This window comes from Pontibacter populi, from assembly GCF_040278685.1.
GTDB lineage: Bacteria > Bacteroidota > Bacteroidia > Cytophagales > Hymenobacteraceae > Pontibacter > Pontibacter populi.
In genome coordinates, this window is sequence record NZ_JBEOKT010000010.1 from 137,297 (window position 1) to 154,764 (window position 17,468).

The 17,468-nt window shown below is 45.3% G+C and carries 15 protein-coding genes and 1 tRNA gene; 11 read left to right on the forward strand and 5 right to left on the reverse strand.

The genetic code is table 11. The annotated features are described in order from the left end of the window. Positions 1-57: 57 nt before the first annotated feature. Positions 58-1,023 carry a tryptophan 2,3-dioxygenase family protein gene (locus ABS362_RS12660; protein ID WP_350412847.1) on the reverse strand — a complete coding sequence of 322 codons (966 nt, stop codon included), beginning with the start codon at positions 1,021-1,023 and terminating at the stop codon, positions 58-60. A gap of 324 nt (positions 1,024-1,347) precedes the next feature. Here ABS362_RS12660 and sdaAB point away from each other — a divergent pair, with 324 nt between their 5' ends. The 8 genes from sdaAB (at position 1,348) to ABS362_RS12700 (ending at position 9,907) form a co-directional block, all read left to right on the forward strand. Continuing rightward, positions 1,348-2,025 carry an L-serine ammonia-lyase, iron-sulfur-dependent subunit beta gene (gene sdaAB, locus ABS362_RS12665; RefSeq protein ID WP_350412848.1) on the forward strand — a complete coding sequence of 226 codons (678 nt, stop codon included), beginning with the start codon at positions 1,348-1,350 and terminating at the stop codon, positions 2,023-2,025. A gap of 21 nt (positions 2,026-2,046) precedes the next feature. After that, positions 2,047-3,519 carry a TolC family protein gene (locus tag ABS362_RS12670; protein WP_350412849.1) on the forward strand — a complete coding sequence of 491 codons (1,473 nt, stop codon included), beginning with the start codon at positions 2,047-2,049 and terminating at the stop codon, positions 3,517-3,519. A gap of 6 nt (positions 3,520-3,525) precedes the next feature. Further along, entirely contained in the window at positions 3,526-4,914 is a 1,389-nt protein-coding gene (locus tag ABS362_RS12675) for an efflux RND transporter periplasmic adaptor subunit (protein WP_350412850.1), read from the forward strand. Between the two features lie 2 nt (positions 4,915-4,916). Then, positions 4,917-5,906 (forward strand): NAD(P)H-dependent glycerol-3-phosphate dehydrogenase, encoded by a 990-nt coding sequence (locus ABS362_RS12680; RefSeq protein WP_350412851.1) that lies wholly within the window; start codon positions 4,917-4,919, stop codon positions 5,904-5,906. Positions 5,907-5,992: 86 nt separating this feature from the next. Further along, positions 5,993-6,946 carry a hypothetical protein gene (locus ABS362_RS12685; RefSeq protein WP_350412852.1) on the forward strand — a complete coding sequence of 318 codons (954 nt, stop codon included), beginning with the start codon at positions 5,993-5,995 and terminating at the stop codon, positions 6,944-6,946. Between the two features lie 181 nt (positions 6,947-7,127). Beyond that, complete coding sequence (locus tag ABS362_RS12690) at positions 7,128-7,748, forward strand: hypothetical protein (RefSeq protein ID WP_350412853.1); 621 nt, start codon at positions 7,128-7,130, stop codon at positions 7,746-7,748. A gap of 26 nt (positions 7,749-7,774) precedes the next feature. Then, positions 7,775-8,164, forward strand: a complete 390-nt coding sequence (locus tag ABS362_RS12695) for a (deoxy)nucleoside triphosphate pyrophosphohydrolase (RefSeq protein ID WP_350412854.1) — start codon at positions 7,775-7,777, stop codon at positions 8,162-8,164. Positions 8,165-8,509: 345 nt separating this feature from the next. Then, positions 8,510-9,907 (forward strand): methyltransferase RsmF C-terminal domain-like protein, encoded by a 1,398-nt coding sequence (locus ABS362_RS12700; protein WP_350412855.1) that lies wholly within the window; start codon positions 8,510-8,512, stop codon positions 9,905-9,907. 201 nt (positions 9,908-10,108) lie between these two features. Here the strand turns inward: ABS362_RS12700 and ABS362_RS12705 are convergent, their stop codons facing one another. The 4 genes from ABS362_RS12705 to pdxH form a co-directional block, all read right to left on the reverse strand. Further along, positions 10,109-11,293 (reverse strand): class I SAM-dependent rRNA methyltransferase, encoded by a 1,185-nt coding sequence (locus ABS362_RS12705; protein WP_350412856.1) that lies wholly within the window; start codon positions 11,291-11,293, stop codon positions 10,109-10,111. Between the two features lie 434 nt (positions 11,294-11,727). After that, positions 11,728-12,312, reverse strand: a complete 585-nt coding sequence (locus ABS362_RS12710) for a Maf family nucleotide pyrophosphatase (RefSeq protein WP_350412857.1) — start codon at positions 12,310-12,312, stop codon at positions 11,728-11,730. Then, positions 12,278-13,576 (reverse strand): DUF1015 domain-containing protein, encoded by a 1,299-nt coding sequence (locus tag ABS362_RS12715; protein ID WP_350412859.1) that lies wholly within the window; start codon positions 13,574-13,576, stop codon positions 12,278-12,280. The genes ABS362_RS12710 and ABS362_RS12715 overlap by 35 nt, the downstream gene beginning before the upstream one ends. Positions 13,577-13,626: 50 nt before the next feature. Next, positions 13,627-14,277: a pyridoxamine 5'-phosphate oxidase gene (gene pdxH, locus ABS362_RS12720; protein WP_350412860.1), complete on the reverse strand. Its 651-nt coding sequence runs from the start codon at positions 14,275-14,277 to the stop codon at positions 13,627-13,629. A gap of 228 nt (positions 14,278-14,505) precedes the next feature. On the opposite strand from pdxH, the gene ABS362_RS12725 reads away from it, so the two are divergent. The 3 genes from ABS362_RS12725 (at position 14,506) to ABS362_RS12735 (ending at position 17,466) form a co-directional block, all read left to right on the forward strand. Continuing rightward, positions 14,506-15,081, forward strand: coding sequence for a YqgE/AlgH family protein (locus ABS362_RS12725; RefSeq protein ID WP_350412861.1), 576 nt, complete (start codon positions 14,506-14,508; stop codon positions 15,079-15,081). A 30-nt stretch (positions 15,082-15,111) separates the two neighbouring features. After that, positions 15,112-17,268: a DUF349 domain-containing protein gene (locus ABS362_RS12730; RefSeq protein WP_350412862.1), complete on the forward strand. Its 2,157-nt coding sequence runs from the start codon at positions 15,112-15,114 to the stop codon at positions 17,266-17,268. A 125-nt stretch (positions 17,269-17,393) separates the two neighbouring features. Further along, positions 17,394-17,466, forward strand: a tRNA-Thr gene (locus ABS362_RS12735). The last annotated feature ends 2 nt before the right edge of the window (positions 17,467-17,468 follow it).

Consider the following 17,468-nt stretch of genomic DNA (forward strand, 5'->3'; position numbering starts at 1 on the left):
AACAATTGTCAATTAACCAATTAACAATTAAACCTTTAACAATTTAACAATTAACAATTAAATCTCCCCGTTCAGCACCCTATCTACCCAGCCTTTACCCCATTCTTCGTGTTCCTGTTCGGTAAAGAGTTCCGGGTAAAAAATGCGTTTCTGGAATTTTGGAGGCAGGTATTTCATCCAGTTTGTTCCGCCAGTGGCCGCAATTATATCCGGGTCGCGTTGCAGGTAGCGTACCGCTGATTTATAGTGCATCAGTGGCCAGTTCACGTTTACGTTGCTATCGAGGTCGCGCATCTGGCGCTTCAGTTTTTCGTTCTGCTGTTCCGCTTCCGGCAGGCGTTTGTACACACTCCAGACGTTTTTGTGCTCGTATTCCTTGGCAAAAGCGATCAGCTGTGGAGTATATTTTTCCTCGAACTGGATCAAGGTTAATGTCTTTGCCCCGGAAGCCACTTCGGTTGCGCCTTCTTTCCAATAAATACAACCGATCATTTCTTCCTGGGTACTCTGCAAACCAAGCACAGCGCGTTTGTCTTTTGCTACCAAGTTACGCAGGTCTGTAGAAGCTATCTCAATTAACCGGTACTGCGCCGACTGAAAACCGCTGGCAGGCATCAGCGCCATTCTAAACTGCAGGAACTGCTTCGGGTCCATGCCGTCCACCATCACATCAAACGAGTTGATCAGGTTATCGAAATAGCGGTTAATTCGCTTCAAGCGTTTAGTTAATACTTCGGCTGTAATATTCTTATCATCACCTATTTGCCGGTACTCTTCCAGGCAAAGCTTAAAGTACAGCTCCGTTATCTGGTGGTACATGATAAATATCTTTTCATCCGGAATAGTAGTGCGCGGATTTTGAAGGCTTAGCAGCGTATCCAGATGTATGTAGTCCCAGTAATTCAGGAAATCGGTGTGATAAAGTCCTTCCAGGTAGGCCGCCAGATCCTGGCCTAAAGGCACATACTTTTCTTCCAGCCGCTTTAATTGCTCAAGCACTTCCGGTTTAAAGTTGTAGTCCATAGTTGGTTATTTATGTGAGAAGCTGTTTTATTGCGCAAAGTAAGAAAATCTATAGTTCCGAACATGGCAAAACTCAAATATTATCCTGATCCATTAGATTTTACGAAAACAGACGCCAATAGAACTATAGTTAACATCACATTAAAACTTCACTTATTCAGTTTACACCTGCTTGCGCTTAGTTAATGGAGCAGGCAGGGGAGTTGGTATAGCTAAATTGCAGGTTGGTAGAAATGTAGCTATTTTATAGTTTGCTTGCTGAAATACTGGGAGTTTATTCATAAATTTGGTTTCCACGATATTTTACTAATACGCTTACCTGTTATGGCCGAAAAAAGCAGTGTTTTTGATATGATTGGTCCTGTCATGATCGGGCCGTCAAGTTCGCATACAGCCGGTGTGGTTCGTATTGCCAGAGCCGCTATCCGCATTCTTGGCGCAGCCCCCGAAGAAGCCATTATCACGTTCTATAACTCTTTTGCCCGCACCTACGAAGGCCACGGCAGCGACCGAGCTATAGTTGCCGGCCTGCTGGATTTTAAAACCGACGACAAACGCATTAAAGAAGCATTTGACCATGCCAAAGAACGTGGCCTGAAATATACTTTTAAGTCTGTAGGTAATGCCTCAACCATGCACCCCAACACCATTAAGCTTAACCTGAAAGCGCAGGGACGCGAAGTGGAAGTAGTCGGCCAGAGCCGTGGCGGCGGGGTAATTCAGATCGTTGAAGTAGATGGATTTACAGCCAGTTTCTCGGCAAACCTGCACACGCTGATTATTGATGCTGATGACAGAACAGGAAGTATAGCTCATATTGCTTCAGTTATTGCTCACGATGATTGCAACATTGCCACCATGAGCGTATCGCGGAAAGGCAAGAACGAAATGGCCCGCCAGTTCATAGAAATGGACTCGGGTATAAAACCGATAACCCTCGAATACCTGAAACAATTAAGTTGGGTAAAACACGTGGTCTACATTCCTAACATTGACCTATAACTGACCCTTAAAACCTAAACTATGAAGAAATCGAAGAACCTGCTTTTAATGCTTGCGTTGGGTTCGCTGCTATTTTCGGCTCCGGCTATAGGCCAGGACAACCCGGGACAGGGAGGCTGGACACTGACCGAAGCTATTGAGTACGCCCAGAAAAACAACCTGCAGGTGAAGCAATCGGGTGTTAACCGCGACCTGAACAAAATAGACCTGAAACAGTCCCGCATGGATCGTTTGCCGGATCTGAACGGCAGCGGTGGCTATAGTTTCAATACTGGTTCGTACCAAAACCCCGTAGACTTTAGTTTGAGTACCGAGAATTCTCAGACGGCCAACTTCCAGGCAAACACATCCCTGCCGCTATTTATGGGTTTACAACAGACCAACCTGATCAGGCAAAATATACTTGATCTGCAGGCAAGTGAGCAGGATATACTGGCCTTACAAAACGATATTACACTGCAGGTTATCACCTCTTACTTAAACATTTTGTTTTCGGAGGAGCTGATCAAAACGGCTGAGCTACAGCGCAGCACCACGCAGAAGCAACTGGATAGAACCCGCATCCTGTACAAAGCCGGCAGCGTTGCCGAAATTGCTGTTCTGGATCTTGAGTCACAGCTGTCAACTGACGAACTGGATATTATAAATGCCCAGAACCAGCGCGACATTGCCCGCTTGTCGCTTATACAGCTCCTTAACCTGGAAAACGAGCAAGCCAAAGATTTTAACATCATCATACCTGAAGTACCTGAGCCGGATAATAACCCTGCGCTGGCAGAACCTACCATGGTGTATGATGTGGCCGTGCAAACCCAGCCGGGTGTAAAAGCGGCTGACCTGCGCATGCTAAGTGCCGATAAAGGACTGGCTATTGCGCGTGGTGCCTATTATCCGAGGTTGTCGCTGGCAGCAGGTATAAACACAAGGTATATAAAGGGTGGCCAACGACTGATCGGTGTCGAAACGATATCAGGAAGAAGAGAGCAGACTTTTTACCTTGACCAGACAGGAACACAGACCCAGACTTATTATATGCCTTTTACATTTGAGCAAGGCATTTATGAGAACAGCAACATCGTAGATCAGTTCCAGGATAATATAAACAAGTTTGTAGGCATCAATGTCAGCATCCCGGTATTTAACGGTTTTCTGGCACGTAACAATGTTCAGCGTGCCAAGCTTGGCCAGCTGAATGCCAAAATAAATGCCGACATAGAGCGCAACCAGCTTCGCCAGACAATAGAACAGGCCTATGTGGATGCCCTTGCTGCACAGCGCAAATATGCAGCCGCTAAAGTACAGGTGCAGGCCCTCGAAAAGAACTATAAGAACGCAGAGCTTCGCCTCAACAGCGGCGTGATCAATACAGTTGATTTTTTCGTGATCACGAGCAACTACCGCAGAGCCCAGTCTAATTTAATTCAAGCCAAATACGAGTATACTTTTAAACTTAAGGTACTGGACTTTTACCAGGGTAAAGAAATCACTTTATAAGAAACCATGGCAGCTAAAAAATCAAAAAAACTCATTCCAATTTTAATCACTGTATTAGTTGTAGCTATAGTTTTTATAGTTGTAGCAAAAAAAGCCGGCTGGTTAGGGAAAGAAGATGGAACAGAAGTATTGCTGTCTGATGCTAAAAAGGCAGAGATCGTAGAAAAAGTTAGTGCCTCGGGCAAAGTACAGCCCGAAACAGAAGTGAAGATAAGCCCGGACGTATCAGGAGAGATCATTGAACTGAATGTGGAAGAAGGTGACTCGGTGGTTAAAGGCCAGTTGTTGCTTCGTATCCGTCCTGATAACTACCAGTCTTTTGTAGATGCGCAGCAGGCAACCGTAAACTCATCCAGGGCTCAGTTATCGCAGTCTAAAGCCCGCTTGGCGCAGGCACAGGCCAACCAGGTGCAGGTTAAGCAGGCTTATGAGCGTAACAAGAAACTATACGAGCAGAAGGTTATCTCTGAAGCGGAGTACGAGCAAAGCCGTGCCAGCTACAATGCCGGCCTGCAGGAAATTGAATCGCTGAAGCAAAGCATACGCGCTGCGGAATTTGGTGTACAAAATGCACAGGCATCTTTAAAAGACGCCCGCGAAAACCTGAACAAGACCACCATTTATGCGCCTGTTAGCGGAACAGTTTCTAAATTAAATGTAGAGCGTGGCGAGCGTGTGGTGGGTACATCGCAGATGGCCGGTACCGAGATTATGCGCATCGCTAACCTGAATAACATGGAAGTGCGTGTAAACGTGAACGAGAACGACATTATCCGGGTAACCCAGGGCGACTCGGTTATAGTTGAAGTGGACTCTTACACGACAAGCGATGAAAAGTTCAAAGGGGTGGTAACATCCATAGCCAACACGGCAAAAGACGCGACTACCCTGGAAGCTGTTACTGAATTTGAAGTTCGTATACGGCTGATCAACGACTCTTACGACCACCTGGCTAAAAAGAATCGTTTCCCTTTCCGCCCGGGCATGACTGCCTCGGTTGATATTATTACAGAGCGTAAAAGCAATGTATTATCTGTACCACTGTCGGCGGTGACTACCCGTGCCGATGAAAAAGACAAAAAGGATGCAGGCAACCCTGCCAAAGAAACTGAAGAAGAGAAGGAAAAACGTGAGCAGGTGAAGGTTGATGAGATCGTGTTTGTGTATGATGCTGCTACCAATACCGTAAAAGCACAGAAAGTAAAGACCGGCATCAGCGATTTCGATAATATTGAGATACTAAGTGGTGTAAAAGCTGGCCAGAAAGTAGTGTCTGGTCCGTTCAGAGCTGTATCTAAAACATTGAAGGATGGCAGCAAAGTGGTAGTAAAAGATGCAAAGTCTATCAGCAAAACAGCTGCTGAAGACGAGGAGAAAGAAGAAAACGAAGAATAGACTTGGAAAAAATAGCCGTTATAGGAGGGGGGAGCTGGGCAACTGCGCTTGTCAAGATCCTCTCCGAAAACAAATCGCAGGTACATTGGTGGATGCGCAACCATAACGATGTGCAGCACCTTGTAAACTATAAGCATAACCCGCGTTACCTGAGTGGGGTGCAGTTCGACCTGAACTATGTTAAGCCTCATTCTGATATTCAGGCTGTGGTGGCAGCTGCCGATTGGGTAATACTGGCCGTACCGGCAGCTTTTGTACAGGAAGCCATTGCCGAATTGCCGGCAAATGCGCTGCAAGGCAAAGTTATAGTTTCGGCAATAAAAGGCATGATTCCGGAGGAGAATATACTAATCACGGAGTATGTCGAGAATCACTTTAATGTTCCGAACAGTCACCAGCTGGTAATTGCGGGACCATGCCACGCCGAAGAAGTTGCTCTCGAAAAACAGTCTTATTTAACTATAGGCTCGCACGACATTAGTACGGCCGAGCGTTTCTGTGAGCTGCTGCGCAACCGCTATGTAAAAGCCAACCCCCTCGACGACCTGGATGGCATTGAATACTGCGCCGTGATGAAGAACATTATTGCCCTGGCCTGTGGTATTGCGCGTGGCCTGAACTATGGCGATAATTTCCAGGCGGTACTGGTATCGAATGCGATGTTCGAGATAGAGCGTTTCCTGGATACTATTATGCCGATGCACCGCGCCCTGAATGGTTCGGCTTACCTCGGCGACCTGCTTGTAACAGCTTACTCCCAGTTTAGCCGTAACCGTACGTTCGGTAACATGATCGGCCGTGGTTACACTGTAAAATCTGCGCAGGTAGAGATGAACATGGTGGCCGAAGGCTACTACGCCGTGAAAAGCATATACGAACTGAACAAGACCTTGCAGGTTGATATGCCGATTACCAACGCGGTGTACCTGATCCTGTATGAAAAGATATCGCCAGGAGTGGAGTTTGAGATTCTGAAAGAGAAGCTGAAGTAGGTTAAGAATAAAGCATTTGTTTACATTACCAGTACAACATCTCTTAATTTAGAATACTATTTAGATTTTTATAGACTTACCCTTATATGAAACCTTTAGCAAAGTTATTTGCATTAGTTGTGTTGATATGCCTGACGTCCTGTGGTAAAGATGATGAAGTAGTACCTGAGAAAATTTATAATGGTCACCTTTATTTAGATACACAGGCCGAAGTCGATGAATTTGGGAAACTGAATTATACTCGGGTAGAAGGTGAACTAATTTTATTCGGTGATAACATTACAGATATTAGTAGCTTAAAGGGCATCACTTATGTTAAGAGTAAATTAGCTATCATAGGTACTCAAGTTAAAAATATTGATGCTCTTTCTACTTTAAACATCGAGGAAAATAGTACTGTCGAAATTTTCGCTAACAATTCGTTGGAAAATCTTAATGGTTTAGCGGGTATTACAGCTGGTTTGTCATTACTTTCAATTAGTAAAAGTCCGTCAATTAAAAACATTGATGGCTTACGTAATATCAAAAGCATCTCAAATAGATTAGAAATTTATGATACTGAATACTTGGCGAACCTTAACGGTCTTAAAAATATTGGTGGAACTATAAACTCTGTAGCCATCCACAATAATTCAGGGTTGACAGATCTTAGCGGATTATCTAGAGTGTCTACAATTAAGTCGCTTATAATCACTGCTAATCCTAAGTTAAAATCTCTCAATGGTTTAACAGGCCTGAAAGAAACCGATTCCTTCTACCTATCTTCAAATCAAGCTTTAGAAAACCTTAACGCCCTTTCTAATCTTGAAACATCCCTTTACTTAGTAATTAGAAAAAATGACAAATTAACTAATTTGGATGGTTTGGGTAAGCTTAGGAAAGTTGAAACAGGTGGGTTAGCGATAAATGAAAACAAATCTTTAAGAAATTTTTGTGGATTAACTATATTATCCTCTTATAATATAGTTGTCTTAGAACTTTGGGGAAATTACTATAATCCTACCGAGGAAGACATTAAGAACGGTAAATGTAGTATTTAAGGTATCAAATAAACCATATTAAGAAACCAATTAAAGAGCATCTGCTTGAAACCAGCAGATGCTCTTTTTATGCCTCTAAATTAATGTTATAACTACATTATATTTATTATTGGAAATATAGTACAGATAAAATAATTATTTAATTTTCGGGCACTTTTCAACTATAAGCCAAAATATTTTTATGAAGAAATTTTTACTCCTGAGTCTCTTAGGCATTGGCAGCTATTCTGTGGCAGAAGCCCAGGTCTCAGATTCTACTCTGGTTGTAGCTCCTCCAACTGTTGAGGATGTATCAGACTATAAACCGGTGCGATTTTTATTGGGTGGTGCTTTTGAATTTGGCGGCGATGAGGTAGGAACCGTAACGTTCACGAATGGTGATACCCAATCTATTAATGCCGGGCAGGGAGTAGCTATAGCCGTAGGCGCCGAGTTTCAGTTCAGGAAACTGGAGCAGTTACGTTTGCGCGCTACAATAGGGTACAAATATGTAACCACCGCCGCCGACAATGCACACATCAGGCTAACACGCGTGCCGCTACATTTTACAGCAAACTGGATGGCTACCGAGAAGATCAGATTAGGTGCCGGTGTAGTGAAGCATCAGGCTATAAAATTGAACGCAGATGGCATTGGCAAAAATATGGAGTTTGATGGAAGTACCGGGGCTATTTTCGAGATCGCCTATAGTGGAATCGGGGTATCGTATACGATCATGAACTATAAAGACCAGGATAATAACACTTACTCGGCTAATGCTTTAGGTGTAACTATAAGTGGCGTATTGCCAAAACGTAAATAAGCTAACTATACCTCCCGGAAATTCCCATGCTGCATGTAGTTTGCGCGATTATAGAACAAGACGTTAAGGTGCTCATTACACAGCGCAGCAGCAAAATGGCGCAACCCTTACTATGGGAATTTCCGGGAGGTAAAATAGATGCAGGTGAATCGGAAACTGATGCGTTGATATGGGAGATACAGGAAGAACTGAACCTGCTTATAGTTCCGCAACAACGCCTAACGCCGGTAAAACACAGCTATGGTTCTAAAACTATAGAACTGATCCCATACACCTGCACGCTGCAATCCGGAGAAATAAAGTTAGCTGAACACAATGCCTATAGTTGGGTAAGTATAGATGAATTGCTAAACTATAGCTGGTGCCCCGCCGATGTGCCGATAGCTGAGGAATTTATCCGGTTGAAAAAACACTAAATTTATAGCGCGAGCGTCCTCACTCGTGCTTTATTCCATAACTTTTCTGAAAAACGAGCTTATAGTTGATTTATACCGCCAGTTTGAGCACAGCGGTAACTAGTGGTTACTCATGATAGTCAGTTTGTAACTGGCGGAAGTATAGTTTATGGAATTCGCCAGTTACAAACTGGCTCCATATACAGTCCAAAGTTGCGCTAACGCTAAACTTGAGACATGTGCCGTCAAATCAGCTTTCATTGCTTTCCTTTTGTGAAAAAGTTGTGGAACAAGTTAAGGCGATAATGCTCGCACCATAAACGCATAAGCCAAGCAACTTCCCTGATTTCGCCGTATCTTTGCAGCATGGCACAACTCCCGGAAACATTTGAAACACGCATGCAGCGACTGTTAGGCGCTGATTTCTCCAAATTTCAGCAGGCTTTGCAGCATACACCACCTGTCAGCATCCGGGTTAATAAACAGAAATACACTTCCGAGGTAAGCCTGTCACACGTTCCCTGGTCCGACAGCGGTTATTATTTAGCCGAGCGTCCTTCCTTTACTTTAGACCCACTTTTGCATGCCGGCGCATATTATGTGCAGGAGGCAAGTTCGATGTTCCTGGAACAAGCCCTGAAACAAACCACTGACCTGGATCAACCGCTTCATGTACTTGACCTCTGCGGCGCTCCCGGCGGAAAATCGACACACCTGGCCAGCCTGATCTCTAAAGACAGTTTACTGGTATCGAATGAAGTTATAAAAAGTCGCGCAACTATACTGGCCGAGAACATCGCTAAATGGGGGTCGGGAAATGTACTGGTTACAAATAACGATCCGCGCGATTTCGGCAGGTTACCTGAGTTTTTTGATGTAATGGTAGTGGATGCGCCCTGCAGTGGCGAAGGCATGTTCCGGAAAGACCCGCAGGCCGTACAGGAATGGTCGGAAGAAAATGTGATACTATGCGCCCGTCGTCAGCAACGCATTTTGTCAGAGATCTGGCAAGCTCTGAAACCGGGCGGCATCCTGATCTATAGTACCTGCACCTGGAATGAAGCCGAGAACGAAGAGAATATGGCCTGGCTTGCCGAGCAGGAAAATGCACAAAGTATTAAACTGGATGTTGATGTCAGTTGGGGAATCGTTCGTTCAGAATTAAATGGTGTAGAAGGCTATCGCTTTTACCCGCATGCTGTGCAGGGCGAGGGATTCTTTTTAGCGGTAATGCGCAAAGCCGGCGAAGCTGAAGAGGAAGGTTATACTACAGGCAAAAAGAAAAAGTTTAAACTGCAGGAAGCCGGCAAAAAAGAGAAAGCTCTGGTGCAGGACTGGCTCTTAAACCCGGAAGACTTTGCCTGGATACAGCACAACGATACCATCTTTACAATACCCGAAAACCTGTTAGAAGCAGCAGACGAGGTTTATCAGAAACTATACGTGATATATGGGGGTACCCAGGTAGCAGAAGTAGCAGGTAAAAAAGTAAAACCGCTGCAACCACTGGCCTTATCGCAATACCTCAACAAAGAAGAATTCAACACCTTTGAATTAGACCTGGAACAGGCAATCCGCTACTTACGCAAAGAGGATATCAACCTGGGCACAAACGGGTCGGACTGGGTACTGCTACAGTACAAAGGCTACCCGCTGGGCTGGGCAAAGCAGATCGGCAACCGCATCAATAATTATTACCCCAAAGAGTGGCGTATTAGAATGGATCTGCCAAATGAATTACCGGAAAAGTCTGTCTTGGAATAGATTGTTTTGTCAACCCGTTTACTTGTCATCTCGACAATAGGAGAGATCCATCTCAAACTATAGCTTAGATAGATTTCTCACTCAGTTCGAAATGACAATTAACATAAAAGCCGGTGCAACTATAAATTGCACCGGCTTTCTCTTTTATAGTTAGGATAACTTTCTAACCTTCTAACTTCCAGACTTTCTAACTATAGCAACTTACTCTACAAACAGTACCAGACCTTTCAGATACTCGCCTTCCGGGTGGAAGATGGAGATCGGGTGGTCGGCGGGCTGGGAGAGATGGTGCATTACTTTAATGTTACGGCCTGCCTCAATTGCAGCTGCCATAACCGTATTATTGAACAGGTATTTATCTACTACCTGCGAACACGAGAACGTGAAGAGTATACCGCCCGGCTTTATCTTCTTCATGGCTTCGGCGTTCAGGCGTTTGTAACCCATAACAGCATTGTGGCGCACTTTCTGGCTCTTGGCAAATGCAGGTGGGTCCAGCACGATCACATCATACAGATCTTCCTTGCCTTTAAGGAAATCAAAAGTATCTACGGCATAAGCTTCGTGGCGTTCAGGCGCGCTGCTTAACTCACCATTTTTTATAGTTAGCTCTATCGCTTTTTTAGAAACATCCACGGAGTGTACCAGTTCGGCGCCAACATTCAAGGCATACACCGAGAATCCACCAGTATAGCAGAAGGTATTCAGTACAGATTTGCCTTTTGAATAACGGGCAAGTAATTCGCGGTTCTCGCGCTGATCAATAAAGAAGCCGGTCTTTTGCCCGGTTTCCCAGTCTATAAAGAATTTATTGCCATTTTCGGTAACTACTACGCCACCTTCCGATTCTCCGAAAAGGTAACCGTTCACAGCTCCCGGCACAGATTTCTGCGGCAACGATTCAGCACTTTTATCATAAACAGCACGCAACTTTGAGCCATAAATTTCTTGCAACGCTTTCGTAACAAATTCGCGCACATTATACATGCCCAGCGAATGGGTTTGAACTACGGCCGTATCTTTGTACATGTCAACTATAAGCCCCGGCACGCCGTCGCCTTCCGCATAGATCAGTCTGTAAACATCTGTTTCCGGGTTGTCGATCAGGCCCAAACGGTTGCGGTAATCATATGCCTGCTGCACTTTGCTTTTCCAGAAACTATAATCCGGCTCTACCTGCTCAAAAGAGAAAATACGAACGGCGATAGAACCCAAGGCATAATGGCCCATTGCCAGGAACTCGCGCTTACTGGAATATACTTCTACAATTTCGCCTTCTTCCGGTTCGCCGTCTGCTTTGCGTATGGCGCCCGAAAACACCCACGGATGTAAACGTTTAAGAGAATTCTCCTTACCCGGAGCCAGGTATAATTTAATAAATGACATTGCTGCTTGCTGTTAATTGCTGAATGCTTATAGTTGGACCCTATAAACAAACCACAAAGGTAACTAATTAGCTTTTAATCCGCAGCAGCAGGACTGGTTTATAGTTTTGTAAAGGCTATAGTTGGTATAGTTTAAGCCGCACACAGATCACAGATTCGGATCTATAGTTACTATAGTTTGATAAGAGTTTCAGAGCAGATATTGCTGCTCTTTCGGACATCCCTGTCCGAAAGCTTTCTGCCGGGGACTTCCGAGTCCCCGTAGATTAGCCAGGCATTAATGCGGATATGGAAGTCCGCAGCAGACAAAGTTCCGGAACAGCGAAATGTCCGGAACAGCAAATTAAGGTAGAACTGGTAATTAATTATTGCTGTGATATGTGTCAGGATTTATAGTTGGTCTTAACTATCGAACAATCCAACAATCAACGCCCATCAATCAACAACCAAAAAGCCAAGCTCAACAAGTTGCTTGTAAAGTTTCTGAACAGGGAGGCCTACTACGTTGAAGTAAGAACCTTCAATCCGCTCGATACCAATCTTGCCAATCCATTCCTGTATGCCGTAAGCGCCGGCTTTGTCGTAGGGTTTATAGTTGGTGATGTAGTAATCGATCTCTTCGTGGCTAAGGTCTTTAAAGTATACTTTTGTGGTATCGTAAAAAACGTCTTTCACATCGCGGGTTAGAATGCAGACACCTGTAATTACTTCGTGGCTGGTGCCGGAAAGGGAGCGGAGCATATCGTATGCTTCCTGGTAATTGGCGGGTTTGTTCAGCACTTTGTCGCCGAGGCAAACGATCGTATCTGCCGTCAGTAAAATATGATCTTCCAGGTCCTCGAAATACTGTTCAGCTTTGTGTGCTGCTAAAAATTCAGCTACATGTTCACGTTTCAGTTCTGCCGGGTAATCTTCTTCCACTTCTTTTACATGCACATCAAACGTCAGACCCAAACCGGTAAGCAGTTCTTTGCGACGCGGCGAATTAGAGGCAAGCAGCAGGGGCCGTAGTAAATTCATTTTCTTTGATCGAGCTAAATAAAAATCCGCAGATAACCTTTGGGTAAAAGAACGTAGATTTCTGCGGCATGATCGCTCCACTATAGCAAACCCTTTTTACCTGTTCCATCGACACTTCGTTGGTAATTAGGGCAAGGCGTGAAGCACCGGTATCAACCTGACGGATACAGGTCGTAAAATTGCGCTCATAACTCAGGCGGCTGTAGTTACGCTGCACTTCCGGGTCTATTCCTAATACGCGCTGGAAAATAAAGTAATGCATCACGGTCAGGTCAAGGTCCTTTACTTCCTGCGGTACATTCCAATCAATCAAATGGTGTATTTCAGGTTTCAGGCGCAACTTATACGCGTTACCAGACAGGTACAAACCAAAAGCCCATTGCTTCCCAACTATAACCTCGTTCAGCTCAACCGGGTCTTCTTTCGGAGTGATCGTAAAATATTCGCTCAGCCGCTGCAAAAATTCCTCATCCGACAGATCGATCTGCTGCAGTACGCGGTGCGTTGGCAAAATGCGCAGGTCATCAGACTCGGTATTGGTGAGGTACATTAAATGATAATTATAAGACTCGTAACCGGTATGCGATGGATTTTGTGCCATCATGTGTTTTCGGTACTCCAGCGAGCCTTCGTAACGATGGTGTCCGTCAGCCAGCAATACTTGTTTCTCACGCAACACATCCATAAACTGTTGTATCACATCGTGGTCGTGAATCACAGCCAAAACATCGCGCACACCCTGGTAATCTTCCGTTTCATAGATCGGCGACTTAATGCTTTCATCCATGTACTGCTCCAGCATAAAATCCGGATCGGTATACAGACCGTGTGTAGCGCTACTGTTAAGCTCAGTTTTGGCAAGCAGGTTTATTCTGTCGTTAACGGCACTGGGTATGGTATTCTCGTGGCGAAGCAGTATACGCTCGCTCCAGTCGTAAGCTTTTATATGGCAGATAAACCCTTTACGGCAATATTCTTTTTTCTCCCCTGATAGCTTAAAATACTGGTAGTACACATAAATGCCAGGTAGTGGGTCCTGCGCCAGTACGCCGCTCTCTTTCCAGTGATGTAACAAGGCGGCAGCTTCGTCGGCGGGCTGGGTGCCAAGCGGAACAGAAAGATGGATGCTGTTATACGGATTACGATACAGGGCCTCACGCTGCTTCGCCGAAACCACATCAAAAAGAGGAGATGTAAGCTCTTCAATTTTATGATCCATGAAGTGGCTGTATCGCCAGGCTTTTAAGGGTAATATCTCTGCCATTTTGTAGGGTGAGGAGGTGTGTTATCTAAGCTTTAAAAGTGCCTTACGCATTACGGAGCCAGGCGTTTTAAGTGCCACTGTTTGTTCTGCAGTTCATACACAATGCGGTCGTGCAGGCGGTTCGGGCGGCCCTGCCAGAACTCTACATGATCAGGTGCTAAAATATAGCCGCCCCAGTGTTCCGGTCTTGGTATAACATCCAGATCCGCAAAACGTTTTGTAAAGTCTTTGTCGGCTGTTTCCAGTTCTTCGCGGCTGTTTATAGGCTGGCTTTGCGGCGATGCCCAGGCACCTATCTGGCTGCCAACCGGCCTGCTATGGAAATAAGCATCCGACATTTCGTCGGCCACTTTGGCTATAGTTCCTTCCACACGCACCTGGCGCTCCAGTTCGGGCCAGAAAAACGTAAGCGATGCAACCGGATTTTCCAGCATGTCCTGGCCTTTGCGGCTGCTATAGTTCGTGAAAAAGATAAAACCATCCGTAGTTACATCTTTGAGTAAGATCACCCGTCCAGATGGCCTTCCGGAGCTGTTTACCGTAGAAAGCACCATAGCAGTTGGTTCGTTTACTTCTGCGGCTATAGTTTCCTCCATCCAGTTCTTAAACTGGGTTATCGGGTCCTGAGCTACAGATGCTTCGGTGAGCGACTCCATCGCATAATTCTTGCGGATTGCGGCAATATGTGGTAACAGAGACATAGGCTTGGTCAGTTTGTCCAAAATTAAAAAAATATCCGCTTTCATCGCAATTAAGTTACAGTCTGGCATATTTATCTGTCCTGTGCCGCGATTACCGTACCTTAAACTATAAATATGCGTAGTGCAAAAATTGCTACTATAGTGTATACATTTCGTAATAAAACTACGCACTGGCTGTAACTATAAACAGGGCAGAAAGAGTACAACAAAATACTTAAAACTGACTTAATGAAGAAGGAAGAAGAAAGGTTGATAAAGCCTCAGAGCGGGAGTATTCTCATATCCGAACCCTACCAGGGCGACCCGAATTTCGAGCGCTCTGTTGTATTGCTGTGTAACCATAACGAAGCTGAAGGAACCTTTGGGCTTGTACTGAACAAACTCTCAGACATGAAACTTTCGGATGTAGTGGACATTTATAACGATGCTTTTGACGTTACCTTAGGAATTGGAGGACCGGTGCAATTTAATACCCTGCACTACCTGCACAGACTGCCCGATCTGCCTCAGGCAGTAAAACTGGGAGAGGACCTGTATTGGGGCGGCGATTTTGAAATGCTGCGAACCATGATCGGGTCTGGACTGGTAACATCAGCAGATGTTCGTTTCTTTTTAGGTTATTCCGGCTGGACGGCCGGGCAACTGCAGGAAGAGATTGATAAAAATGTTTGGATAGTAAATAACAATGCTGTGAATAAATTGTTTAATTTAGAGGCAGATACTCTATGGCGAAGCATCCTGCGCCAGATGGGGGGCAAGTACAAGGTTTTATCGAACTATCCGGTAGACCCACGCCTGAACTAATGTTATTACGTTGTAAACTTATCCGTAATCATGACTACAGAAAACAAGGATCTGGACACTACCGGAGCTGAGGTTAACCAACCTGAGAATCAAAATGCAGCAGATGAACAAAAGCAACAGTCTGAATCGCCGCAAAGTATTATAGATAAACGCCTGGCAGAGATAAATGCGGGCAAACAAAGCGAAGAACCCGCGGAAACGGAGGTTCCGAAAGAGCAACAGCCGGAAGTAATGCCCGACTTGAAAACAAAAGAAGAAGCTGCCGCCTCAGAAGAGATAACAGAAGTATTTGCCGAAGCCAACACCGGCACTACAGACGTTGAAGAAACTCCTTCTGCAGAAACTCCGGCCACGCCTGCCGAGCCTGTTCAGGAAAGCAATGCTGCCGAAATTACTCCGGAAGTACCAGTTGCTGCATCGCAGCCAGCCGCTCATGCAGATCATCATGATGACGAAGAATTAGACGAAGAAGACCATACAGACTATAGCCAGCTAGGTATTGGCGAATTGCGTGTTATATTAGCGAATATACTAAAGAGCAGCGACGCCCGTAAAAAGCACCGGACTATAAATGAGATACAGCGCTATTACGACCTGCGCTTCCAGGCAGAGAAAGCCGAAGCCTTAGACCGTTTTAAGCAGGAGGGTGGTACCGAAGAAGATTTTGATTACCATGCCACACCGGAGCACCAGGACCTCGAAAAATTACTGACATCTTACCGCGATGCCCGCCATCAGGAACGCCAGCAAACAGAAGAACAGCGTAACCGTAACCTGGAACGCAAACAGGAATTACTGTCGCGTTTGCGTGAACTGGTAGAATCTGCTGAAACAAAGAGTAGCACCGACGAGCTGAAAAAGATACAGACAGAGTGGAAGAGCACCGGCCCGGTACCAGCAGGAGCTGCGCAGCAACTATGGGATTCATATCATGCCCTGCTCGATATATTCTATAATAACCGCAGCATTTTTTATGAGCTGAAAGAGCTTGACCGCAAGCGTAACCTGGATGCCAAAATACTGCTGATAGAACGTGCTGAAGCGCTGGAGAACGAACCAACTATAAATAAGGCACTGGAAGAACTACGCCACCTGCACGAAGAGTGGAAGAACATTGGCCCGGTACCGAACGACCAGCGCGACACGATATGGGAACGTTTTATACAGGCATCTGAAAAAGTACATACCCGCCGCAAAGCTTACCAGGAAGACCGCAAAGTGCACGAGATGCAGAACTTGGAAAAGAAACGTGCTTTGCTGGAAAGATTGCAGGCGTACCAGGGTTTTAACACTGATCGCATAAACGAGTGGCGCGATAAGACTGACGAAATTCAGAAACTGAAGGAAGAATGGGATGCTGCCGGCCTGGTACCGAAAGAGTATGCCGAAGAAGTGAACAAGAATTTCTGGAGCAACTATAAAGCTTTCTTTCAACATAAGAACCAGTTCTTTAAAGGCCTTGATGAACAGAAAATGCAGAACCTGCGCCTGAAGACCGAACTATGCGAACAAGCGGAGAGCCTGAAAGACAGCAACGACTGGAACTCGACCAAAGAAAAACTGATTCAGCTCCAGAAAAAATGGAAAACCATTGGCCGTGTACCGGATAAATATTCGGATAAGATATGGCAGCGATTCAGAAGTGCATGCAACGAGTTTTTTGATCGTAAGCAGGCACAGGAGCAAAGCCGTAGCGCTGAACTCGAAAAGCTGTCGTCTGAAAAGATGGAGCTGACTGACAGGATCTCAGAAATAATTTCACAGCCCACAGAGCCTGCCTCGCTTGAGGAGTATAACCAGTTTGTGAGCCAGTGGCGCGCCCTTGATCAGAACAACCAGCGCAGCAGCCCGAAAGTAGAGGAGAAGTTTATCTCGCTTATGGAAAGCTACCTGGAGCGCGTGCCTGGCCTTAGTTTGGAAGAACGTACCGAGATGGTTGTAAAACTGCAGGTGGAGCGCCTGAAGAACAGCCCGGATGCTGCCCAGAAACTACAGCACAAGGAGCAGAGTATTCGCCGCGAAATAACACAGCTGCAGAACGACATACAGACATTACGTACCAACATCGAGTTCTTTGCCCGTTCTAAAAATGCCGACAAATTACGCGAAGAGTACGATGGCCGTATTGCTGATGCTCAACACCGCATCGAGCAGCTTAACCGGCAGCTAAAGGCCTTCAGAGGTTAATTTTTTATAGCTGACATTCAAAACATTAAGCAAAAGCTATAAAAAAAGTTGCAGCGGGTATTTGCAGTTTTCAAAATAGCACATACCTTTGCATCGCTTTAGAACACTAAGGCACACCAGAGTAAGCCTCCATAGCTCAGCTGGTAGAGCAACTGACTTGTAATCAGTAGGTCGTTGGTTCGATTCCGACTGGGGGCTCA